At 32.6% G+C, this 24,278-nt stretch carries 19 protein-coding genes; 8 read left to right on the plus strand and 11 right to left on the minus strand.

Translation table 11 applies throughout. The annotated features are described in order from the left end of the window. Positions 1 to 37: 37 nt before the first annotated feature. The 7 genes from EW093_RS01595 (at position 38) to asnA (ending at position 7,669) form a co-directional block, all read left to right on the plus strand. Positions 38 to 832: an AraC family transcriptional regulator gene (locus EW093_RS01595; protein WP_187759782.1), complete on the plus strand. Its 795-nt coding sequence runs from the start codon at positions 38 to 40 to the stop codon at positions 830 to 832. 203 nt (positions 833 to 1,035) lie between these two features. Then, the gene (locus EW093_RS01600) at positions 1,036 to 2,082 is read left to right on the plus strand and encodes an extracellular solute-binding protein (protein WP_149566709.1); all 1,047 of its coding nucleotides are present in this window, start codon (positions 1,036 to 1,038) and stop codon (positions 2,080 to 2,082) included. Beyond that, the gene (locus EW093_RS01605; RefSeq protein ID WP_149566710.1) at positions 2,083 to 3,126 is read left to right on the plus strand and encodes an ABC transporter ATP-binding protein; all 1,044 of its coding nucleotides are present in this window, start codon (positions 2,083 to 2,085) and stop codon (positions 3,124 to 3,126) included. Then, entirely contained in the window at positions 3,123 to 4,766 is a 1,644-nt protein-coding gene (locus tag EW093_RS01610) for an ABC transporter permease (protein WP_149566711.1), read from the plus strand. Before EW093_RS01605 ends, EW093_RS01610 begins: the two co-directional genes overlap by 4 nt. Before the next feature lie 9 nt (positions 4,767 to 4,775). After that, on the plus strand, positions 4,776 to 5,615 hold the full coding sequence (locus tag EW093_RS01615) for a protein phosphatase 2C domain-containing protein (protein ID WP_149566712.1): 840 nt from the start codon (positions 4,776 to 4,778) through the stop codon (positions 5,613 to 5,615). A gap of 31 nt (positions 5,616 to 5,646) precedes the next feature. Further along, positions 5,647 to 6,555 (plus strand): selenium metabolism-associated LysR family transcriptional regulator, encoded by a 909-nt coding sequence (locus tag EW093_RS01620; RefSeq protein WP_149566713.1) that lies wholly within the window; start codon positions 5,647 to 5,649, stop codon positions 6,553 to 6,555. A gap of 73 nt (positions 6,556 to 6,628) precedes the next feature. After that, positions 6,629 to 7,669 (plus strand): aspartate--ammonia ligase, encoded by a 1,041-nt coding sequence (gene asnA, locus EW093_RS01625; RefSeq protein ID WP_149566714.1) that lies wholly within the window; start codon positions 6,629 to 6,631, stop codon positions 7,667 to 7,669. Between the two features lie 369 nt (positions 7,670 to 8,038). Here the strand turns inward: asnA and EW093_RS01630 are convergent, their stop codons facing one another. The 6 genes from EW093_RS01630 to EW093_RS01655 form a co-directional block, all read right to left on the minus strand. Then, the gene (locus EW093_RS01630) at positions 8,039 to 8,635 is read right to left on the minus strand and encodes an aldo/keto reductase (RefSeq protein ID WP_149566715.1); all 597 of its coding nucleotides are present in this window, start codon (positions 8,633 to 8,635) and stop codon (positions 8,039 to 8,041) included. 142 nt (positions 8,636 to 8,777) lie between these two features. After that, the gene (dmeF, locus tag EW093_RS01635; protein WP_149566716.1) at positions 8,778 to 9,656 is read right to left on the minus strand and encodes a CDF family Co(II)/Ni(II) efflux transporter DmeF; all 879 of its coding nucleotides are present in this window, start codon (positions 9,654 to 9,656) and stop codon (positions 8,778 to 8,780) included. A gap of 8 nt (positions 9,657 to 9,664) precedes the next feature. Further along, positions 9,665 to 10,075: a MarR family winged helix-turn-helix transcriptional regulator gene (locus EW093_RS01640; RefSeq protein WP_149566717.1), complete on the minus strand. Its 411-nt coding sequence runs from the start codon at positions 10,073 to 10,075 to the stop codon at positions 9,665 to 9,667. A 157-nt stretch (positions 10,076 to 10,232) separates the two neighbouring features. Then, entirely contained in the window at positions 10,233 to 11,963 is a 1,731-nt protein-coding gene (locus EW093_RS01645) for a methyl-accepting chemotaxis protein (RefSeq protein WP_149566718.1), read from the minus strand. 208 nt (positions 11,964 to 12,171) lie between these two features. After that, a complete protein-coding gene (locus EW093_RS01650; RefSeq protein ID WP_187759783.1) occupies positions 12,172 to 17,577 on the minus strand; it encodes an ATP-binding protein in 5,406 nt (1,801 codons plus the stop codon). A 478-nt stretch (positions 17,578 to 18,055) separates the two neighbouring features. Further along, positions 18,056 to 19,090 (minus strand): pirin family protein, encoded by a 1,035-nt coding sequence (locus EW093_RS01655; RefSeq protein ID WP_149566720.1) that lies wholly within the window; start codon positions 19,088 to 19,090, stop codon positions 18,056 to 18,058. Between the two features lie 188 nt (positions 19,091 to 19,278). Here EW093_RS01655 and pepT point away from each other — a divergent pair, with 188 nt between their 5' ends. Further along, positions 19,279 to 20,502, plus strand: coding sequence for a peptidase T (pepT, locus tag EW093_RS01660; protein WP_149566721.1), 1,224 nt, complete (start codon positions 19,279 to 19,281; stop codon positions 20,500 to 20,502). A 77-nt stretch (positions 20,503 to 20,579) separates the two neighbouring features. Here pepT and EW093_RS01665 read toward each other — a convergent pair whose 3' ends face one another. From EW093_RS01665 to EW093_RS01685, 5 genes are read right to left on the minus strand one after another with little or no spacing between them, the layout of a single operon-like run. Further along, on the minus strand, positions 20,580 to 21,317 hold the full coding sequence (locus EW093_RS01665; RefSeq protein WP_187759784.1) for an energy-coupling factor ABC transporter ATP-binding protein: 738 nt from the start codon (positions 21,315 to 21,317) through the stop codon (positions 20,580 to 20,582). Then, a complete protein-coding gene (gene cbiQ / locus EW093_RS01670) occupies positions 21,310 to 21,966 on the minus strand; it encodes a cobalt ECF transporter T component CbiQ (protein ID WP_149566723.1) in 657 nt (218 codons plus the stop codon). The genes EW093_RS01665 and cbiQ overlap by 8 nt, the downstream gene beginning before the upstream one ends. Further along, positions 21,959 to 22,945, minus strand: coding sequence for an energy-coupling factor ABC transporter permease (locus tag EW093_RS01675; protein ID WP_149566724.1), 987 nt, complete (start codon positions 22,943 to 22,945; stop codon positions 21,959 to 21,961). Before EW093_RS01675 ends, cbiQ begins: the two co-directional genes overlap by 8 nt. 51 nt (positions 22,946 to 22,996) lie before the next feature. Next, on the minus strand, positions 22,997 to 23,908 hold the full coding sequence (locus EW093_RS01680) for a DUF5692 family protein (RefSeq protein WP_149566725.1): 912 nt from the start codon (positions 23,906 to 23,908) through the stop codon (positions 22,997 to 22,999). 24 nt (positions 23,909 to 23,932) lie between these two features. Further along, the gene (locus EW093_RS01685; protein ID WP_149566726.1) at positions 23,933 to 24,274 is read right to left on the minus strand and encodes a hydrogenase maturation nickel metallochaperone HypA/HybF; all 342 of its coding nucleotides are present in this window, start codon (positions 24,272 to 24,274) and stop codon (positions 23,933 to 23,935) included. Positions 24,275 to 24,278 lie beyond the last annotated feature (4 nt).

Consider the following 24,278-nt stretch of genomic DNA (forward strand, 5'->3'; position numbering starts at 1 on the left):
AAACATTAGCATGTATAATATCTATCAGGATTGGAAAATGCATAGTATAAATAAAGTTGAGTTTGGTTTTGGTTTTTTAATAAAAGATTATCCTGAACATTTTGATGATTTTTTCGAGCTTCATTATATTTATAAAGGATCTGGAATATTAAAAAAAGATAATATATTATACTCCTTAAAACCTGATACTCTATTAATAAGTCCCCCTGGAGAGAGACACTCAATAAAAGTTGATAAATGTTTAGGTTTCCATGTTATTAGGCTTAAGTATACCCATGGTATTGAAGAGTTATTATATAGAGTATGTAAACGATGTCAAAACCTTGGAGGTTTTACTCTTCATAAATCTAGAAGATATGAGTTTGACAGGTTAAAACTATTAGTATCATTAAATACAAAAGAGGCTTATGATTCAGCATGGTACGGGATAATTTCAATTCTTGGAGAACTTATCATACCTAACTCAAATACTAAGGTAGCTTATTCAAAAGATATATTAACTGAAATAATTAGATATATGGGAAACCATATAGATAAAAAAATGAAACTTGAAGATTTCTCTTCATTCTTTAATATTACACCATCTAAATTAACAAAATTATTTAAGGTTAGAACTGGATTTTCTGCTATGGAATATTTTTTAAGACTAAAAATTGATGCTGCTTGTTATATGTTAACTAGTTCTAAAATTTTAAATAAAGATATTGCTTTACAACTCGGTTTTTCTGATGAATTTCATTTTAGTAAAACCTTTAAAAATAAAACAGAGTTAAGTCCTAGAGAGTACAGAGAACGATATAAAACAAAAAAAATTGCAAATTCTTCCTCTTAACCCTGTTAGTAGGAGTTGCTAGATGTGGGTTTTCTGACCAGTAGTATTAGAATACCTCACTGCAGAAAAATATAAAGGCAATTTAGAAATCATCATATAAAAAATATTTATACGCATAAGTCTTATATGAAATAAAGTTATATAGACTTGTTTATTAGGTGAATATTTTGTAAATAATAGAACTAATAATTGGAGAAGAAAAAATGAATTCAAAAAAAATACTTAGTATTATTACTCTATTAGTTGTAATGCTCTTATTAGTAGCCTGTGACTCAGGTAAAAAGAAAAAAGAATCAATGGAAGATAAGGTAGTTGTTTACTCTACACATGGAGAAGCAATGTTGGAACTAGTCGCAGAAGCCTTTGAAGAAGAGACAGGAATTAAAGTTGAATTTATCAATTTAAAAGGTGAATTAGCCGACAGAATCCGTGCAGAAAAAGAGAACCCTCAATCGGATGTTATGTTTGGTGGAGCTTCATCTATATTTATGGAATTAAGGGAAGAAGGGATATTCGATGCCTATGAACCTACATGGGGCAATAAACTAGATCCCCTATTTAAAGACAGTGAGAACTACTGGTTTGGAACTATTCAAACACCTGTTATGTTATTTTACAATAGTGATGTAATAACAAAGGCTGATGCACCTACAGATTGGGCTGATCTTACAAAGGATATTTTTAAAGATCAACTTGTATTTAGAAACGCATTATCATCCTCTGCAAGAGCAACTTATTCAGCTCTTTTACAACAATTTGAAATGGATGGGGATCTAGCATCAGGTTGGGACTTTATGAAGGCCATGGACCAAAATACTAAAAAATATTACGGAAGTGGTTCTTTAATGTTTCAAGCATTAGGAAGAAAGGAAGCGAGTGTTAGTTTTGCAACACTTAACTCTATAATCGATAATAAAGTTAAAAATGGCTTACCCCTAGAAGTAGTAAATGCTACAATTGGTTCACCAATAATCACAGATGGTATAGCACTTATTAAGGATGCTAAACACCCTAATGCAGGGAAATCTTTTATCGATTTTGCAGGGAGTGCTAAAGTACAATCTATGCTTGCAGTAGAATTTAATCGAATGCCTACAAACCCTGATGCACTTGCAACATCACCTAAATGGATGGGTGAAATTAAAATAAATCCAATGGATGTAAACTGGGCTGACCTAGCTGGAAAACAATCAGCTTGGATGCAACAATGGGATACAAATATTAAAGATAGTAAAAAAGATACAAAGTAATTGGCAATACTTAATCTCGAGAATATAAATAAAAAATTTGAACAACACCAGGTTCTAAAAAATATAAAGCTCTCTATTAACCAGGGAGAATTCTTTACATTTTTAGGACCTTCGGGTTGTGGTAAAACTACACTTTTACGTATTATAGCCGGTTTTGTTAACCCTGATGTTGGATCTGTAATTTTTGAAAACAGAGAGATTACAAGCCTAAGTGCAGAGAAAAGAGAGATAGGTATGGTTTTTCAAAACTATGCACTGTTTCCCTTTATGAATGTATTCGAAAACGTAGCCTATGGCTTAAGAATAAGACATGAAAAAAAGTGTAAAATAGAGACTCAAGTAAAAAAATATCTAAGTCTTGTTAATCTAGAAGGGTTTGAAAAGAGAGATGTTTCTGAACTCTCAGGAGGAGAACAGCAACGGGTTGCATTAGCCCGTTCCCTTGTATTAGAACCAAAACTACTCCTACTAGATGAACCTCTATCAAACCTAGATGCCAGGTTACGGGATAAGATGAGAACCGAATTAAAGGAGATTCAGAGAAAGTTAGGTATAACTACAATATTTGTTACCCACGATCAGACTGAAGCATTAACAATGTCCGATAGAATTGCCGTTTTTGATAAGGGTCAATGTGTACAGGTTGGATCACCCCATGAAATATATGCAGAACCTGTAAACTCTTTAGTTGCTAATTTTATTGGTGAGATGAACCTTATAGAGGCTACAATAGATAATAGTGAAGCAATAATATCCTCAACATTAACCCTTAAGCTACCTAACCAACAAAAGGGGTGCTATATAGCAATTAGGCCTCAGGATATTTTAATAAAAGACCATAATGATGCTCTTTCTAATACAGTAGAAGGTTTCATAGAAGAAATTAACCTAAACGGGGCTGTAATAGAGTATATAGTAAATGTTGAATCAATAAAATTCAAAGTGGTTACATTAAATAGACTTAATCTTAACAGTAGCTATACACTAGGAGAAAGGATATTTTTATATATCTCTCCCCAATCTATTAAGACGTTAATCAGATGAAAAAAGTAGTAATTACATCGATACTATTATGGGTATTATTTAGTTTTATACTCTTTCCCATGTTAAAAACCTTTCAGATAAGTTTAACAGGAGATAACGGTTTCTCCATTGTTAATTATATAGATTTTTTTTCTAATAAAGCTTATGTAATAGCATTAAAAAACTCTATAACAATAGGGTTAATAACGGTTTTAGTATGTGGAGTTATTGGGACTACCTTAGCTTTTTTAATTAACTTTATAGATATGCCCTTTAAAAATATAATAGACAAACTACTTATGCTACCAATAGTTTTACCAGGACTAATTATAGTTTTTGCATTTATGCAGCTATATGGAGAGAGTGGTATAATAACCAAATCAGTTCAGACCCTATTTAAACTGGATAAGCCCCCCTTTGCTCTATTAGGACTTAAGGGCATAATATTTATCCATGCCTACACCCAATATGTCTTTTTTTATATGAACGTCTCTTTAGCTATAAAGCAGATAGATCGTTGTGCTATTGATGCCGCTATAAATCTTGGCTCTACAAGGTGGCAGGTATTTACAAAAATTATTATTCCATTTACAAAACCCGCTTTAATAGCATCCGCTATTATAACCTTTATGACAGGTATTGGATCCTTCTCTGCTCCAAGTATTATTGGAGGTAGTTATAAGGTTATGACAACCCAGATTCTACTATCTAAAGCCAATAACTTTATGGATGTAGCAGCTACTCAAGTAGTAATTTTAACCCTAGTCTCTTTAACATACCTTGGAGTGTTACGTTATTATGAAAATAAAATAAAATTCAGATCCTCTGTAAAAAGCATAAAGATAAAACCCTATAAAGTTAAAAATAACTTTTTAAGAGGACTTTTATTACTCCTATTACTATTTTTAATACTCTCTATTCTTCTACCTGTTATTACTATAGTTGTTTTATCCTTTGTAAAACCGGGAACATGGATGATAGATATATATCCACGGGAGTTTTCACTGGATAATTATATAAGAATATTCCAAAAGTCCCGTTCCTTAGCCCCATTTATTAATAGTCTTTTTATGGCTCTAATAACAGCACTTATATCTATAGTTGTAGCTATCCCCGCTTCCTATATTATTGTAAAAACCAAGTCTAAGTTTAAACTTATTATTGAGTTACTAATTATGCTTCCCTGGGCTATACCATCTAGTGCTATTGCTATAAATATGATAAATGCATTTAATAAACCAACAGTTTTTAGTGGCAATAAAATCCTTGTAGGGACATTTATACTCCTACCCCTAGCCTACTTTGTTAGTCTCATTCCACTAATGTTTAGATCTACAACCATCTCTCTGCAACATTTAAATGATACCTATATAGAGGCCTCAAAAAGTCTTAAAGCTAACCACTTACAGACCTTTAGAAGAGTAATATTACCTTTAATTACACCAGGTGTTATAAGTGGTGTAATGCTTATTGTAATTCGAAGTATTGGAGAATATACAATCTCAGCATTTTTATACACAGTGCAAAATAGGCCTATATCCATAGCAATGGTCAATGGAATATTTGAATATGAAATTGGATTAACCATGGCCTATGGTTCACTAATTGTACTGCTAACCCTTTTAGCTAACTTACTAATTGGAAAACTATCTAAAAATTAAGGAGTAGGAATGAAAATTGATACAATTACAGATACATATAAAGAGTTTAGTGAAGATGTATATGGAAAAACAGAAAACTGTTTTTGGGTTTTAGATGGAGCCCTATCCTTAAGTAAAGCAAATTATACAGGGGCCTATAGTGATATAGTTTGGATGGTTAACTGGTGGAATAAATACTTATCCCTAAATATTGAACAGTTTAATAAAACCATAGTGACTATTTTAGAAGAGGGTGTGGATCTCTATAACAGGGAATTTAATCAGTATACGGATTATAAAAAACTCTCAAAACTAGACAGGTCCACTTCCGCTATAGTTGTTGTTAGAATTAATAACGGTATAGTAGAGTGTTTTGGCTTAGGTGATTGTGAAATAAATGTAAGAAATAAATATGGTGATATTGAAATACTAATTGATGAAAGTGTAGAAGACATGGATACAGAAGTAATCAATATGATTTTTAATAACAAAGAGCGTAAAAACAGAATAACTTTTAACGGTTACACCGATGAAGAACTGGTTAAGTTACAAAAAAATAGAATGAGAATAAATGAGAAAAATGGGTACTACATATTAGAGCATGAAAAAGATGCTATTAAAAATGGGAATTATAAGGAGTTTAAACTTAGTGATGTTAAGGACATAATACTAATGAGTGATGGTTATTCTGCAATATATAACAAGTATAAACAGTTAACCGTAGATGAGTTAATGGATAAATGTAATAAAGATGGTGTAAAATCGATTATCAAATTAATTCGGACACTAGAAGAGGATGATAGTAGCTTTAAAAAATATAAAAGACTTCGACAACATGACGATGCAACAGCTATATATATTAATATTTGAACCTTCTTATATATATGTGTATGATATATAGATGAAAACATCCTATTTAAGAACATTTATTGAAGTTGTTAACCTACAGAGTTTTTCAAAGGCAGCTGATAAGTTGTGTTTAACACAGCCTGCTATTACTAAACAGATAAAAAGCTTGGAAAAGGATTTTGGTATAGTTTTAATTATAAGAACTAACGACATTATTCTAACTAAAGAGGGTAAAGAATTTTATAAATACGCAACAACTATTCTTAACAAGGAGGAGGAACTTTACGCTAAATTTAGTAAGAATAACAGGGATTTATCAGGTAAACTAACAATATATTCAAGTTCACTTCCAGCTAACTATCTTTTAGATAAAATCCTATCTGATTTTTTAGACAAACATAACAATATTAACTTTCATATTAAAAAGACAGATTCTAAAGATGTATATGAGAAGGTTATATCCGGAGTTACAAATTTCGGATTTACCGGAATGAAATTAAATAAACCTAATATTGAATCTATTGAGATATCCAAAGACCAACTAGTTTTAGCTCTCTCAACCCAAAGAGCAACATCTCTACCCCAGGGGGAGATAAGTATAAAGACCCTATTAGAACAGGATTTTATTATAAGAGAGAATGGGTCAGCTACATTTAAAACCTTTGAAGAGGCACTTAAAAAAAAGAACTATACCCTAAATAATTTAAAAATAAAGGGAATAGTGGGGGATAATGAGATTATAAAAAAGATGATACTTAGGGGTGTAGGGGTCTCTGTAATGTCCAGATTATCCATAGAAAAAGAGATAAATGAGGGTTTAATCACCCCCCTTACAATTAAGGATATGGACTTACAACGAAGTGTTTACTACATCTATCATACCAAGAAGTATTTCACTCAGATAGAAAATAAGTTTAGAGAGTTTCTCCAGAAAGATGGTTCTACATACCTTAAATATTAAAAAAAGAAGTAGCCGAATTCCCACATAAATGAAATAATCGTAAAGAACTAATAAAAAAAGAAAGGATATTATTATGAGCGCTGAACACTATTTCCCTAAAAATTATAAATCACTTCTATCTTTAGAAGAGACAGAGAAGGCAATTGCAGAAATTAAAAACTTTTTTCAAACATATATGTCTGCCCAACTTAAATTAAGGAGAGTAACAGCTCCCCTATTTCTAGAAAGTAAAACAGGTTTAAACGATGATCTAAATGGAATTGAAAAACCAGTTTCATTTAAACCCTTAGGAATGGAGGGTGTAACTGCAGAGATAGTACAGTCACTAGCTAAATGGAAAAGAATGATGTTAGGAGATTACAAAATTGATCTTGGTTACGGAATTTTTACTGATATGAATGCTATTAGACCAGATGAAGAGCCTGATAATCTTCACTCCTACTATGTTGATCAGTGGGATTGGGAAATGGCTATAAAACAAGAGAATAGAAATATAGACTTTCTTAAAAAAATTGTTAAAAAGATCTACGCTACAATGTTAGCAACAGAATTTTTAGTATACGAAAGTTACCCAGAAATAAAACCTATCTTACCAGAGGATATAACATTTATCCATTCAGAAGAGCTTTGTAGAAAATATCCAGATCTATCACCATGTCAGAGAGAATCTGAAGTAGCAAAAGAGTTCGGAGCAGTATTTATTATAGGTATTGGAGGGAATCTCTCCGATGGGAAACCTCATGATGGTAGAGCCCCTGATTACGACGACTGGAGTACTCCTACTTCTAAGGACCAAAAAGGGTTAAACGGAGATATTATTTTGTGGAACCCAGTTTTAGAGAGAACATTTGAGATATCCTCTATGGGTATTCGGGTAAATGCAGAGGTTTTAGAGAAACAACTTAAAATAAAAGGTGCAGAGGATAGAAAAGAGCTTCTTTTTCATAAGCGTCTACTAAATGGTGATTTTCCAGACTCAGTTGGTGGTGGTATTGGCCAATCTAGACTCTGTATGTTTTTCCTAAGAAAGGCACATATTGGGGAAGTTCAATCTAGTTTATGGCCAGAGGACGTTATAAATAACTGTAAAAAGAACAATATTTACCTTATGTAATAACAGCTACAAAACATAATAGGTGGCAGTTCTATTTGTTATACTGCCACCCTATTTCTTATACATACTCTCTAATGTTAACTTTAAACTATGTTACATAATATATTTACTATTTAAATAGTGAAACCATTTTAGTCTTTTCTGCTAGTTTAACCATATCTTCTGTATAGTTATAATTTGGATCATAATTTTCAGCTGCCTTTACAATCTTTGGAAATATTTTTACCTCTGCTGCTGAGTTGATAAATGAATTACCTAACTGTAATGCGTAGCCTATAAGGGTATCTAGTTCATCTTGCTTATCATATGGCCTATACCATGTGGAGTAATTTTGTTTAGTATCTCCCCAGGGTCCTCTACAGATAGTTTTTATGCATTGAAAGGCGAGATTTTTTTAATAGCTATGTCTCTTAACTCATTAAAATCTTTATTATATTGTTCATTTCTCATTAAAGCGTAGTTGTAAGGGAGCAAAACCGACTCAAAATCAAACTCTTTTAAACTTCTAATGTGCATTTTGGGAACTACTAGTTCATGCCCTGTTACACCTAAATGCTTTGCTAACCCCTTCTCTTTAGCCTCTATAAATGCCTCTAGAGCTCCACCTTCACTATAGGTTTGTTGCCAATGATCCTCATCTATTAAAAGGTGCATTTGCCAAAGATCTATATGATCAGTATTTAGTTTATCTAGGGATCGATACAACTCTTCTAAAGCCTCTTTTTTACTTCTCTTCTCAGTTTTAGTTGCCAGAAAAAATTTATCTCTATACTTTTTAATCCACGGCCCTAGACGTAACTCAGACTTACCATAACTAGCTGCAGTATCTATATGGTTAATACCACTCTCTATTACATGTTCCATACATTTATCTGCTGTTAACTGATCTACATCGTAAAAAGCTGCAGCACCAAATAGTATCCTTGTCGATTTGTGTCCTGTATTACCAAAGTTTAATTTTTCCATTATATTCCCTCTACTTTTTACAATTATAGAACAATATATGTTTAAGGTCTAATATCTCTCTAGAGATTAGATAGTCATCACAAGTTTTACTTATTATATATTTCAAAGTATATATCATATATCCTATTTATTATTTTAATATTTAGTTTAATTCAATAGTGATATGGCTTATCTCACATTTATTTCTTACTTGATTGTAAAATTGTTTTTTATTAAATTCAGGTCCAGGTTTTATAGTAAGAATCAAAGCTTTACTAGTTTCGGATATTTGCCAAAGATGAAGATCAAAAATAGAAGATTTACTCTCTTCTAGTAATTTACTAATAATTTCATACTCCTTTTTACTTGGATAATAGTCTACTAGCAATTTACCACTTGAAACCAGTAAACCATGAGCCCACTTCAATATAACAATAGCCCCTAATATGGCAACTACTGCATCTGGCCAAATTTGGTCAAAATATTTTCCTAATAATAATGCAAAAATAGCAAGTATAGATGTTAATGCATCTGTTAAAACATGAATGTACGCAGCCCTTAAATTATGATCATGACTATGAGAGTGATTGTGTTCATGCCCCGAAGAACTCTGAGATAGAATAATGGCACTAATGACATTAACAACTAATCCTATTATAGCGACAAATATTGCTTGATTAAAAAGTATATTTTGTGGTGATATAATCCTATGTATAGCTTCATATATCATAAAAATGGCAGTTATTCCCAAGACTATAGAGTTTGAATATCCACCTAAAATACCAATTTTACCGGTTGAAAATTGGAAATTTGGATTTTTAAAATGATTTTTAGCTATTAAATATGCTATAAATGTAATAATTAATGCAAACGTATGAGTACCCATATGTATACCATCTGCAAGTAGTGACATTGAACCGGTTATTAAACCATATACAATCTCTGCTATCATAGTTATTAGGGTGAGAAGAACCACAATACCTGTACGCTTCATATTTTCTGAATTATTTATCATTTCTAAATCTTGATTACAAACTCTCATTTAATCTCCTACATTACTTCTTGTATTTTTTTAAGATTTCTAAAAAAAACCTCACACTCTTGGGGTTCAATTATATGAATAATATCTGCAATAAGATGGTCGTGCATATTGTGGTGATTATCATATTCTATTTGACCTTTTTCAGTTAATGCAATAAAATATGACCTTTTATCATCCTTATCAATAATTTTTCTAATATAATCCTTAGATAGCAAACGGTGTACCATAACTGTAAGAGTTCCTGTAGTAACACCTACAGTCAGAGCTAACTCTTTCATTCTTATTTTTTTATTATATCCAACAACTTCTAATAGATGCATTTGTGCTAAAGATATGTCCCTATTTGCTACAATACTATTTTCCCAGGATGACATACGTTCATAGAATTCGACTAATATATTGGAATATTTTTCATTCATAAAATTACCTTGACTATCAAACTATACGGCTTTACCTTGATTGTCAAGGTATTTTATTATCCTCTATAAATAAAAAATAATATAACGACCTAACTAATAACTCCCCTTAACTCAATTACTTAATAGTAAAGCTTGATATAGGATAAATAAAATAGTATTAATCAACTTTAAATTTTCCAACTTCCTTCATTAATGCTTCTATACTAGACTTATTATCATTAGTTAGTTCATTTACTTTTGTTACTGCTATACTTACTAAATCCTCTCCAGTTGTTATTTCGGATATTCCAGTGGTAATTTTTTCTGTAATGGAGTTCATATTAAACACTTCTTTAGAGACTTGTTCACTACTTCTTAGCATCTCTTGAGAATTAACTTGAACTTGTTGAGTAATATCATTAAGGGTACTTATAGCCTCTAGAACTTGTGTACTACCTGAGCTCTGCTCTTCCATAGCTCTTCTTATTCCTATTTCTTGTTCAGCAACTATGTCTACTTCTGATTGTATAATATCGAACTTATCTTGAACATTTTTTGTTGAGTTAGTTATCTCTTCTATAGAATCTTTGATTCTTTTAAGTACAACAGATACTGTTTTAGCCTTCTCATTTGAGTTTTCAGCTAACTTTCTAATCTCATCAGCCACAACTGCAAAGCCTTTTCCTGTATCTCCAGCATGTGCAGCTTCTATTGCGGCATTCATTGATAATAGGTTAGTTTGACTAGCAATATTTTGTATAACTAAACTAATTTCTAAAAGACCATCGGATTCTTCTGCTACTTTTAATATATCACTAGCAATATTATCTAAACCATTTCTACCAGAATTAGAAGACTCTTTGAGTTTTTTAATATTTATATCATTTTTAATCAGTGTCTGGGTAACACTACTAATATTAGCTATCATCTCTTCAATTGAAGCTGATGACTCAGTTACATTAGTTGACTGATCCTCAATAAGATAGTTTAGTGTCTCAATACTTATAGTAATTTTATCTATAGCTTCGCTTGTTCCTGTTACACTTAGCACCTGATTAGTTGTTAGCATATCTATTCTATTTATACTGTTATTTATATCGTTAATTTTAATTGCTGTTTCAGACATATTATTTGAAAGATTTAAAGCTACATTTTGTAATGATATTGATTGATTTTTAACAATTGCTATAAGCTTTCGAATCTTATCAAATGTTCTATTAAGATATATTACCATATCACCAATTTCATCTTTAGAACTAATAACTATTTCTTGGCTAAGATCTCCAGAACTCATAGCTGGTAAAAGATTTACTATTTTCCTTAAAGGCTTAGTAATTTGAACACCTAAAACAATTGAAATAACTATAGATATAGATATTCCAATTACAAGAATAATAATAATCCATGTTATAATACTTTTAATTGGATTATATATTTCATGTTCCCAGGCTGAAGAACATATAGACCACCCAAATTTGGGCGATGCTTGAAAGTATACTTGTTTCCACTTTCCTGTTTTTGGAGATATATATCTTATAAACCTTTTTTCTAAGTTAGAGTTTCGTTGTTCTATAATGTAATCAATAAAGTCTTCCTTCCCTAACCAATTTTGCCCTAAGACCGATTTATTTGGATGAATAATATATGTTCCATGTTTATCTAAAACAAAATAAAAACCTGTTTCACCTATGACTCTGTCTAATACAACTTTACTAATTTTTTCAAAATCTTTATCCATGTCCATTGTTTCAACTACATTAGTCAAGGTTGTTACCATGTTTTGAGATTCTGATTGAATCATTAAACGTATAGAATTACTTACAATAGCTAATATAATACCACCTGCAAGTGAAAATAACAGCGTAATTGTAAGCGTGAAAGAGAGAATTAAACGTGGTTTTATATACATAAATACTCCTACAAACTTTTCTTAGAACGATCTAATATAATTAAAGTATAGAGTAAATAAAACTTCAATAAAATAAAACTATTTAATATAATCCTATTACATACCTATGTGTTTATCTGTTATAAATAAAATTTAGGGAAACTATTCTCAAAATAAATCCTGATACATAAAAAAAGCGGCCAATGATTTAATTAGCCGCTTTATCATACTACATACCTTTTTCTATTACATTAATAATATATGGCCTTAACTCATGAGTTTTAATAATATCATCAATTGAACCAACGGATTTAGCCCTCTCTACTGAGTGTACTGAATCAAAATTCTGACTCTGTTCACTCTGTTTTTCGTTTTTAACCCTATTAAACAGGGTATTATAATCCTTTTTACTTAAGTTCCCAGATTCAAAATCTGCTTTAGCCTCTAAAATACGTGGATCATTACTTGTAGCTGTTAATACCTTTTTAGGGAATATTACAGCTGCAGCAGGAGCACCACCAATAACAGAAGCGTAGGAACCCTCTAGGGCTGCGGATCTTAGGTTTGGATTTAAAGATTTTGAGAAAACAACATAGGCCCCTCCGTGGTATCTTGCAACAACTACAAAACTAATTGGACCTTTAAAGTTAACAACAGCTCTACCAATCTCTGCCCCATACTCTAACTGTAATTTTCTTAAAGACTCAGGGGAGCCATCAAATCCTGAGAGGTTTGCAACAATTACCAGTGGAAGATGTCCACTAAAAGCGTTAATACCCCTTGCAATCTTTTTAGATGACATTGGAAATAGTGTACCACCAGACCAACTATCTGGACCGTCAAATGGTACTTCCCCAATTCTAGAGAGGTTTCTTGACTCGATTCCTATCATTCCTACTGAGTATCCCCCCATTTGGGTTTCCCACACAATTGAAGTATCAGAGTCTTTAAGGTTTCTCCATCTTTCACAGTAGTCTGCATCCTTATCTACTAGGGATCCCATAACCTGTCTTATATCAAATGGTTTTTTCCTCTCTGGATTCTTCTCAAAACTAAAGATATCTCCAATAGTTTCAAAACCCTGATCTAAAAAATCCCTATAAGGCTCTTTTGCAACATCCCTATCCACAGGGTCGTTTGTTACTTTACGTGAAGGGTATTTATTACCAGATGGAACATAGGTATATCTGTAGTGACTAAATAGATAATTATACGCCTCTACAAGATTTGAAACTCTAACTTGGGCTTGACCGTTTGGTCCCATTATCTTCTCAGCACCACCAATATCTAAGTTATTCTCCCCAGAAACAGATCCTGAAAAATCTAAGGCTTTTTTACCTGTTAACAGTAAAGCTCCATCATCTGTCATTATTAATAGCCCCCTAGTATGCATTAACATTGTAGCCTCTGCATTCCAGTAGGACTGGGCACCAACATTTATACCTGGAACTATAATATTTATCTCGCCCCCATTTTGGGTAAAATTAACTATCTTTCTTAAAGTAGTACCTGTCCAATCTAGGTTTTCAGTACCACTGTCCATAGTTATTTTTGCTCCGGATGATATTGCAACCCACTCAATAGGAAGCTTTTTCTCATCTGCTAGGTCAATTGCAGCATTTATTCTCCTACACTCTGGTTCAGAAAGGGAACCTAAATCCTTTGAAGGGTCGGATATTATAATAACCCTTTTTAGACTCTCTTCCATAAAGGTTACCCTATTACTAATTATACCAAAAACTACATTAGCTTGGTTTTCCCCAGGTTCCCGACCGTTACAAGAGATGGTCTCCTGCTCTCCATTATTGTCTATAGTTATATCAAACTCTTGGAACTGTCCAGATTTTATAGCCGAATCCATGGATTTAGAACTAGTAAGTAGTTTAATAAACTCATAGGGATAAACAGAGTTTCGCTGTCTAGCTACTACAGCCCTTGAAACATAGTTGTTGTAACTCTGTAATAACTCTTCTGAAGGTGTTCTCTGTCTAAGATTAAATTTGTCATCGGATACAATTGTGTAATTAAGCTCAATCTCCCGTATAGCCTCTTCACTCCACCTTTTACGAACAGAGTAGATAACAAGCTTCTCTAAACCTAGATCATGGGTTAAAGGTAGAAGTTTTTTACTATAACCCTGTAGATCCTTATAGCCAACTTCTAATAAAGTTCTATTATGAATAATAATCCTATTCCATACTAATCTATATTTATACCCCATTTGGGCTGATCTCATAGAGTTTATAAGGTCAATTAATCTACCCTCCAGGAATACCATTCGTTGAAGATTACCCTCATCGTCTATCTCCATCTCTGTTCCAGCTATATCAACATAACCTAAAAGTCTAACATCCTTAGGGTTATCTTTAGCTGTAGCTTCTAATAAGAAGATATTTTCCTGTCTATATAACATTTTAACACTAAAGTTTCTTAACCTATATATTCTTAACTCTCTATACTGTAGTGGGCTAAAATCCCTATGTAGAGTATTCTCTTCCCATTTTGAGTTAAAGTTATAACTTCTAAAATTCCATATGTTATCTTTTAAATTACCAATAGAAACAGTTAAACCACTTAAACCTTTAACTTCCTCTATTTTAGAAAATAGGGAGTCATCTGCGTCTTTAGTTAAAAAGATAACTTCTGATAAACCCTTTAAACTAGTAATATCTAAAAGGTCATAGGCACCCTTTTCTAATAAAATTACTCCACTACTTACAGAGCTGTTATTACTATTTACAACAGCACATCTATTTCCTAAAACATCAATATTATAAGTGGAAGATATATCCCTATCTCTATTAAGTTTATGGGCTATAAGAGGTAAGATAACATCTCTTTTACTATCACTTTCATAGGCTCTATTAACTAACTCTCTTAACATCATAGATCCACTATTGGAAACTTTACTTATATCTTCGTTATTAATATTATCTGCATCAATATCATCTAATAGTTCATGTAGGTTTTCTAATTTAATAGTTTCATACAGGTCTCTTCTAGACTTATCTAGTAAGTGATAACGGGCATGGAATGCTGCATCAGTTAGAGATATATTAGATGACCTACTAATGTAAATTAATCTATTTAACTCAGATTTAACCCTACTAGTCTGTTCCTTAGTAATTCCTAGTTTAGCAAGAGTTGAAAGTAGTACTTTTAATATCTCCTGCTTCTTATTTAATAGGCCATGGGATCTAAAAATATTAAATAGAGCCCTCTCTTGTTGTATTTTTATATCCTTATTAATACTTGGGTATAGTTTAAATGCCTTATCTAGATCATCTAAAAACCTCTGGGGAAGTCCCTTCTCCCTATCATCGAACCTTCTAAAATAGTGCATTAATAGCTCAGGATATGTCATAGGTCTTGCAAGGGAACTATCTACAACCTCGGTGGGAATAAATAACCCTTCAATACTGTTATAGAATTCAACTAGATCTAGAATTGTATCAACTAAGTCCTCATTATTACCAGCAACTAGGGTTGATATTTTTTCACTCTCTAAAACATCCTGATCAAAACCTAAAAAGAGACCATGTAAGCTTCTTTTTATCATTAAATCACTACTCTCTATTGATTCAAAGCCATTAAATGTTACCGGTTTAATACTATTAAGTCCCTCTCCTATACTATCTTTCTCTGATTCTAGTTGAACTAAGGGCTGTCCAGCTGCAACTTGAGCTCCATCATCTATACATATCTCTGTAATAATACCATCTGCAGGAGCTTCTATAATCATCTCCATTTTCATGGCTTCCAGGACTAATAAAATATCACCTTTTTTAATCTTCTGACCAACTTCTAAATTAATAGATAAAACAATAGCAGGAGATGGAGAGCTTACATATCCTCCATTATCAGACTCTAAAATAACAGGAGTCCCGTCTACTTCACACTGTAAAACATCTCCCCTTGGAACCATAAGAATATTAACACGACCACCCTTTAAATATAGTGTTCTTTCACTATCATTACTAATATATTTACAGTGGATAATATCCTTGTCTAATTTAAGTTCAAAGTAATTCTGTGCTAACTCTTTAACAAAAAAAGTATAACTATTACCTTGGGCAGAGAGTATAACCTCAGATCCTTCTGCTTTAGGTAGATTTCTAGGTCTTCCACTTTTTGCTAACTGCTCACTAAAGTTTAAAAAATCCCTCTCTTTCTGGTCTAGATAAAACTCCACAGCTCCAGCAATAAGTGCTTTCTTAACTATAGAACTATCCTGGACTAGAATACGACTCTCTAATAACTCTTCCACATAACCTGTATGAACAGAGCCGGATAGGATTTCTGGTTTATTAAGTAGTTCAAGTAGAAAACTTCTATTTGTAGTTCCATCTTTAATTCGTATTTTCATCTCGTTTAAAGCACGTTTTAATCTACTAACAGCCTCTTCCCTACTATTCCCTTGGGCAATAACCTTTGCAACCATAGAATCAAAATCTGAAGGAATATCAGATCCCTCTTCAATTCCAGAGTCAACTCTTATTCCTGGTCCTGCCGGAGCTTTAAAAAGATTAACTAGCCCTGGTGCTGGATTAAAATCCCTCTCAGGATCCTCGGCGTTAAGTCTAACCTCCATAACATGACCCCTTGGAGTTCTATCTGACCAGTCAACAACTAAACCTCTAGCTACATCGATCTGTCCCTTAACAAGGTCAATACCGTATAGAGTCTCGGTTATAGGGTGCTCTACCTGGAGCCTAGTATTAACCTCCATAAAGAAGAAACGGTTACTTTTTAAATCAAAAAGGTACTCAACAGTTCCAGCTCCAACATAACCAGCTGCTTTTATTAGTCTTGCTGCAGCCTCCTCCATATCCCTTATTAGATTAGGGTCCATATTAGCTGGTGGTGTCTCTTCAATTATTTTCTGATTTTTTCTCTGTATAGAGCAATCCCTAACACCAAAGGTATTAACATTTCCATGGGAGTCAGCCAATACCTGTACCTCTAAGTGCCTACCCTTCTGGACTAAATACTCAATAAAAACAATAGAATTCCCAGTAATACGGAGTGTCTCATCCTGGGCGGATTTATACTGGGTTGCTAACTCTTTAGGGGTCCTAACAAACCTTATTCCCCGTCCTCCACCAGCATTTGATGCTTTAACAATTACCGGGTAACCGATCTGCTCTGAAACAACCTTAGCTTCTTCTAAGGTATCTACCGACTTTTTACTCCATGGAAGTATAGGAACATTTGCACTATCTGCTAAATCCTTGGCCTGGATTTTATCTCCAAGTGTTGCCATTGCTTTACTTGATGGCCCCATAAAAATAATTCCAGCTTTTTCAATCTTCTCTGTAAATGGGGCATCCTCTGAAACAAAACCCCAACCAACCCATATAGCATCACACTTACTTTTAGTTAATCCCTGTAGAATAAGTTCATGATCAAGGTAGGGACTTTTCTGCTTTCCTGGATAAAGGGATAGGGATGATAGGGCTAAACTCTCATCAGCCTGTTTTACAAAGGGAGCATACTCCTCTTTATCAATATAAAAAGCTACAGTTGTTAGTGTTGTGTTATTTTGGGCATTATACTCTTTTACTGCTCTAATAAATCTAAGCGCAGCCTCACCCCTATTTATAATTCCTATTTTTGCATTATCATTTAATTTCATGGATAAAACCTCCAAAGTCATATATCTAAATTTAATAAATCATATTAATAATTATAATTGATAAGTATATATATATTTATTAATTACACAACACAAAAAACGTCAATATAAATAATTTTATCTGAAATAAGGTCTTTTTTATTATATATAGTACGGTTTTAGTATCTAAGTTTTACTTCTGTTACTTGAGTAGTAGCATCTATTAGTAAGTCCTTAATTTTTATCACTCCATATGCTGGTATAAATTACGATATATTAAACGCAACTTATGGTGGCCAATTTGGTTTTAGAATACAACTTTAAAAATAGATAAAGGGTTCATTTGGACCCTTTATCTTAAGACCTTTTTTAGTCCAGCTTGATTTATTGTGTTATAACATTAGTTTCTAATTTAAACCAAGATTATCATTCTACAACTTCTTTTTTATTCTTTTTCCTACATGATAATGCTAGTTCAATATAACTTAATGTAAAATTACTATTTATTTATAGACCCAACGCCCCTTTTGTCAGGATATTCAACTAATCCATTTTCATACTTAGCAAAACGTTTTTGGTTAATATCATGACAAATTTCAAAATTTGAAAACGGCCATCCGCCAAAATAGTCTTCTTTGTAATCATTATAGGCTTGGAATATTTCGTCTTCTGTTGTCATAACAAAAGGACCGCGGCTAATAATAGGCTCAGGAATAGGTTCTGCCTCTAATAGCAGAACCTTAGCAGGAACTGCCCCCTTGTTCTGAATTATTGTTTCACTATCTGGAGTTACAAAGGCGTAAGCAGTATTAGAAAAAAGTTGATCATCTAATAATAATTTTTCTCCATTGTAAAAATATAAAGATCTATTAATTGTAGATTTACCCTGGGGAATGTTATAGGATGCACCAGGCTCTAACTCTATTATTTGAATAGAAGTGTGGTGGTTTTTATCCCTTGCCCATGAATCTATAGGAGGTTTAGGAGGAATTTCACCACCTAATTCACCGGCTATAACAGTTATAGTAACCTTTAAACCAGTTTTATCAGTTAAAGTAACAACTGGAATATCTTCTTTCCAGAGCATTTTATACCCTGGTTTTACCATTCGATGTTTACTATCAAGGCTTAACCAGATCTGAAAGAGTTCTAAAGGATTATCCTTATTAGTTTCAATAAGTGGAAACATTTCTGAATGTTGAAGTCCTCTTCCTGCAGTCATCCATTGCACATCTCCATTTTGATACCTACCCTTGGATCCTAGCCCATCTGTATGGTCCACCGTCCCCTTTAATACTACCGTAACTGTTTCAAAACCACGGTGAGGATGTGCTGGGAAACCAGGAACTTCTCTGCCATGATACATACGCCAACTGGAGTCCCTATCAAAATCCCCCCCGTTATTAAGTTCTTTTTTTATTATAGGTCTTAATTTACCATCTCCTGCTGGGTATTTATCTACATGATACATTGTGGTAACAAAAGGATTCTGGGTCTTTAAAACAAACCCAATACCACCGCTTTCCATAATCATATTTACTCCTTATATTATCCCAATAAACTTTAAATTTAGGATTATACAGTAATAAGAGTAGTATTGATTATTGTAATTATCAAATTTACTATTTATATATATCCATATAGAGTTCAGAGGGTTTATACACCATTGGTATTCTATTTTTTAGTATATTTCCATATTATTGTTAAAATGAGGATGTAATTATGAGAGATTCAGAAGTTGTAAAAAGATTTATAAATTATATTAAAATTAATACCCAATCCTGTGAGGATTCAGAAACATGTCCATCGACAAAGAGCCAATTAGATTTAGCACATCTACTAGAGAAAGAGTTAAATGAACTACACTTAAGGGATGTTTCTGTAGATGAGAATGGATATGTAATAGCAGAACTACCAGCTAATACGGATAAAAAACTCCCAGTTATTGGCTTTATAGCTCATATGGATACTGCTCCAGATATGTCTGGATTAAATGTTAAACCAAAGTTTAATCATAACTACAATGGGAATGATATTGTTTTAAATGTTGATAAGGGTATTATCTTATCCCCCAAAAATTTTCCCGAGATGAAAAACTATATTGGTGATACTTTAATAACCACCGATGGGACAACACTTTTAGGTGCTGATGATAAAGCTGGTATAGCTGAGATTATGACAGCAATTAAATATTTAATTGAGCATCCTGAAATAGAACACGGAACTATAAAAATTGGATTTACTCCTGATGAAGAGATTGGACAGGGTGCAGATAAATTTAATATAAAAAAATTCGCTGCGGATTACGCCTATACTGTTGATGGTGGGGAGATTGGAGAGCTAGAGTATGAAAACTTTAATGCTGCTGAAGGGATTATAGTGGTTCATGGAACAAATGTTCACCCAGGGTCAGCAAAAAACAAAATGGTCAACTCAATTGAAATCGCAGGAGAGTTAAATAGTCTACTACCGGCTGACCAGAAGCCAGAATATACAGATAATTATGAAGGATTTTTCCACCTTCATACCTTTAATGGTACAGTAGAAGAGAGTAAATTAAAATATATAATAAGAGATCATGATATGGAGAAATTTGCTTTTAAAAAGGATCTTTTAATCGGAGCAGTTGATTTTATAAATAAAAAATATGGTAATATAGTAAGTATCAAAATTAAGGATCAATATTATAATATGAGAGAGAAAATAGTTCCTTTTTTCAATATTGTAAAAATAGCACAAAAAGCCATGAAAGAGGTAGGTGTTACCCCAATTATTAAACCTGTTCGGGGAGGTACAGATGGAGCAAGACTATCATATATGGGTCTTCCCACTCCTAATATATTTACAGGGGGCCACAATTTTCATGGGAAATACGAATATATACCAGTTAGTTCAATGGAAAAGAGCGTTGAAGTAATAATAAAAATTGTAGAGCTTACTAAATAGAGTAGTAAATATAAATAGTGTTATAGAGGGAGTTTTTATCATCATTTGAAAAAGTATTTATAACCCGGAACTAAAATTTATACACCATAGAGTAGCTGCAGTGGCATCTCTAAATTTGTTTTAGTTAATAACTCTTTATTGGTAAAAATCTCTATATTAGAGCCGTCTGCAACAACCTCCCCCTTATATAGAACAATTACCCTATTGCATACTTCATAAGCCATATCCATATCGTGGGTTGTTATTAAAAAAGTCTCCTGTCTATTATTAAGTAGATTAATTAGTTTTCTTCTAGATTTAGGGTCTAATCCCACTGTTGGTTCATCTAGTACAAGAAGTTCTGGTTCATTTGATAGTGCTACAGCTAATGAGACTACTCTTTTTTCACCACCAGAGAGCTTATAACTAGGTTTATCAATTAATTCTTCCCCATTTACATCTAATAAAACCTTATCCGCTATCTCTCTACACTTATCTTCTGGTATCTTCTTCTGTTTTGCAGTAAATACAATGTTATCATACACTGTAGGCATAAAGAGTTGATTATCAGGGTCCTGGAAGCCGTAACCAATTTTGTCTCTAACTCTACTAAGACTTTTTTTATTTAACAATATATCATTAAAAAGAATCTCTCCATATAACGGGTTAAGTAGGCCTAATAGTAGTTTTAGTAGTGTGGACTTTCCAGCACCATTTGCACCAATAATACCAACTTTTTCATTTTTAAATATTGTTAAATCTAAATTCTTTATCTGATAACCCTGGTTATCGTAACTATAATTTACACTTTTAAACTCAACTATAGGTTTATTCACTATCTATATCCATCCCTCTAATTAACATAGCCTGATAAATGCTCTCGGATCTAATATAAGATCGAATTATAATTTGTCCAACTAATGATCCCCAACTTGAGATATGCAGTCCTTTTTCACTATTAACCCTAAGACTATAAGCCTCTATGGTTTTACCACACTCTTCTAGAAGTATAAATATGTAACGATAGATTAAAAAGAAAAGGAAAACTAGAGGTTTAGGGATTTTCAAAAAATTGAAAGCTTTAACTAGGTCTCTTAGGGGTGTAGTAGATACTAAAAGCAGTGTCATAGATATAGTAAACAGGGATTTTAAAATTATTGTAAAAAGGGAGATTGTGCCACTTAAAAAACTACTATCAAGTACTGGGTTTAATATACCTAATGAACAGCTGAAAATAAGAGGAAGAAAAAGTTTACTAATAAACTCCTTCCCATTTATCTCTGATATAAAAAAAATAGTAGTCGGAATTATACCGACTACTATTACTAAAGAGATATTATACTTACCAATAGAAGTTACAAACAGAGTGTATAATAAAACAGAGACTACCTTTATTTCAGGATAAACTCTATGTACTACACTATCTCTATTAGCATACTTTTCTAACTGGGTTAGATCTGCAATACTCCTTATAAACTTATTCATTCCTTAGTTTTCGTTTCCTATATAACAGACCCATTAGAAATACTGATGTAAAAACAATTAAGCTTCCAGTTAAACCGGAAACAGATGTTCCAATATCACTACTTGATTTTTTAAAACCATAATCTGGAAACAGTGCAAGTTCGCCCTGTTTATCACTTAACCTAGATACTTTTTCATTTAGAAATGGGATCTCTTTTTCACCAACTATTTTTTCAATTGCCCACTCTAATCCATCAGGGTGACTTGAGGCAAAAATTGAGATAAAACCTGCAATAACTACTGTACTAATAGCAAACATTATAAAAACTCTTCTAGTATTACGACTCTTTTTAGGAAGCTCATATATTACGCTATTATTATTAATTACTAGGTACTTAACTATAACACCTGTTATTACTCCCTCGACTAATCCAATTAGTATATGAATCCCCTGCATTAGGGATAAAAACTCAATAAAAGGAAGATCTGTTCTACCTGATAAAGTAGTTTGGAGAACAACCCCAAAAGAGCCTAGTTGCAGTCCAATAATAGAGGCAACAATAGAGCCTAAAATAACTCTTTTAATTTTTTTATTATCCCTGTCGAATTTTGTTAATAGTCTAAAGATAAAGGGATAAGCAACAAAACATGTAAAAAACCCTAAATTAAACAGTGTACATCCATAGGCTATAAGACCTCCATCACCAAAAAATAGAGCTTGTATAAGTAGAACTATTGCCAATGTTAAAAAAGCGGCGTATGGCCCTAAAACAATAGAGAGTAGTAGCCCTCCCCCTATGTGACCACTAGATCCAGTTCCAGGTATTGTAAAATTTATCATTTGAAATGCAAAAATAAATGCTCCCATAATCGCCATTAAAGGGATTTTTGAAGTTATATCCTCTTTCATTTTATCTAAAGAGTACTTGCCTACTCCAATACTAGAAATTAACATTACTCCCCCAACAACAGGGGTTATTAAAGCATCACTCATGTGCATATATATTCTCCTACATGTTTTTATATAATTTGATCTTGTTATATTTATTAACTAAATAGCTTTTTTAAAGTATTTAGTGTGTCCATAAATCTCCTGTGTTAAAGGATTTTTCTTTCTTTTAACTATGGTATAAATCATATAGCTAAATACACCAAGATTGAATGTTATAGATATAATACTAATTACCTGCCACATTATTGGTTTATATACAGGCACTATTTGGAATAATTCACTACTCTGATAATCGAAACTTAAAGAGAATATAGCGTAGAGTACTAATATTTGGGCTCTATGTTGTAACCAAGCACCTCTTTTAAAAATGTATTCAGCTAAAACAGCTGCAATTAATATTGCAAATCCTGCATACATAGACCTTGTGGAGATACAGTTATAAACATAGGCGAAGTTCCATAGAGTATACCCCCATATATATAGCCATGTCATATCTGGCCATATCATATCCTTAGATTTTGACTTAGATACTTTAATCCCTACAAAACCTGTTAAAGTTACAATGGTTAGTATACCTGCAATACCGTTTAGAATATTCCAATACCCACCTAATATTACAATTCCTCCAGCATCTGTGGTCATTGTGGCATAGGTTGCATATACCTCAAACTCCCTAAAAATAGCCTCTGCAATATTTAGGGATAATATAGTCCCAGGAAAAATTGTTGCAAATTTCCCCCCTCCTAACTTAGTAAATCTAATAAGTAAAAAACCATACACTCCTATTAAGGCTGATATAACCTTTACCCATCCAAACCAAGTCTTTCCTGTAGGGGAACCTAATGGTCCAATAAAAACCAATAAAGCCATTACTACAGGTAATACACAGAATATAATTATAGATGATAGCTTTGATCTTCTTGCAACCTCATTTATCCCAACCCAAAAACCGATAAAAATTAGAAGAGTTATAATACTACCAAAAGTATATCCCTCATAAAATAATCCCATACTTTCCTCCATTTATATTTTTTATTAACAAGCTAAAATCTCTTTAATATTGAACTCCTGCCCAGACTTTAATTCATACTTCTTACTGTTACATTTAGGGCATGTTTTTTGGTGTTCAATAATATTATATAGCTCCATACAATCCCCACACTGGGCGATTGCAGGGAGAGTTTCAATCTCTAATTCTGTATCTACATATGCAGTGTCATCCACAGCTGCAGGATAACACTCCTGTATAAATCGTGGGATAGCCTGGGATAATTGACCTATCTCAAGAACAATTTTTTCCACCTTAGTTATACCGTTTGTTACAACAAAATCATCAACAATTTTTATTACCTCATAAACTATTCCTAATTCATGCATAGGT

It is taken from the genome of Thiospirochaeta perfilievii (assembly GCF_008329945.1).
Taxonomy (GTDB): Bacteria; Spirochaetota; Spirochaetia; order DSM-2461; family DSM-2461; genus Thiospirochaeta; species Thiospirochaeta perfilievii.

Coding starts and splice junctions, on each gene's coding strand:
- EW093_RS01630 (WP_149566715.1), bottom strand. CDS start 8,635: ATGGAAAAATTAAACTTTGGTAATACAGGACACAAATCGACAAGGATA.
- EW093_RS01610 (WP_149566711.1), top strand. CDS start 3,123: ATGAAAAAAGTAGTAATTACATCGATACTATTATGGGTATTATTTAGT.
- EW093_RS01600 (WP_149566709.1), top strand. CDS start 1,036: ATGAATTCAAAAAAAATACTTAGTATTATTACTCTATTAGTTGTAATG.
- EW093_RS01640 (WP_149566717.1), bottom strand. CDS start 10,075: ATGAATGAAAAATATTCCAATATATTAGTCGAATTCTATGAACGTATG.
- EW093_RS01675 (WP_149566724.1), bottom strand. CDS start 22,945: ATGCACATGAGTGATGCTTTAATAACCCCTGTTGTTGGGGGAGTAATG.
- EW093_RS01595 (WP_187759782.1), top strand. CDS start 38: ATGCATAGTATAAATAAAGTTGAGTTTGGTTTTGGTTTTTTAATAAAA.
- asnA (WP_149566714.1), top strand. CDS start 6,629: ATGAGCGCTGAACACTATTTCCCTAAAAATTATAAATCACTTCTATCT.
- EW093_RS01650 (WP_187759783.1), bottom strand. CDS start 17,577: ATGAAATTAAATGATAATGCAAAAATAGGAATTATAAATAGGGGTGAG.
- dmeF (WP_149566716.1), bottom strand. CDS start 9,656: ATGAGAGTTTGTAATCAAGATTTAGAAATGATAAATAATTCAGAAAAT.
- EW093_RS01645 (WP_149566718.1), bottom strand. CDS start 11,963: ATGTATATAAAACCACGTTTAATTCTCTCTTTCACGCTTACAATTACG.
- EW093_RS01655 (WP_149566720.1), bottom strand. CDS start 19,090: ATGATTATGGAAAGCGGTGGTATTGGGTTTGTTTTAAAGACCCAGAAT.
- EW093_RS01680 (WP_149566725.1), bottom strand. CDS start 23,908: ATGGGATTATTTTATGAGGGATATACTTTTGGTAGTATTATAACTCTT.
- cbiQ (WP_149566723.1), bottom strand. CDS start 21,966: ATGAATAAGTTTATAAGGAGTATTGCAGATCTAACCCAGTTAGAAAAG.
- pepT (WP_149566721.1), top strand. CDS start 19,279: ATGAGAGATTCAGAAGTTGTAAAAAGATTTATAAATTATATTAAAATT.
- EW093_RS01685 (WP_149566726.1), bottom strand. CDS start 24,274: ATGCATGAATTAGGAATAGTTTATGAGGTAATAAAAATTGTTGATGAT.
- EW093_RS01620 (WP_149566713.1), top strand. CDS start 5,647: ATGAAAACATCCTATTTAAGAACATTTATTGAAGTTGTTAACCTACAG.
- EW093_RS01615 (WP_149566712.1), top strand. CDS start 4,776: ATGAAAATTGATACAATTACAGATACATATAAAGAGTTTAGTGAAGAT.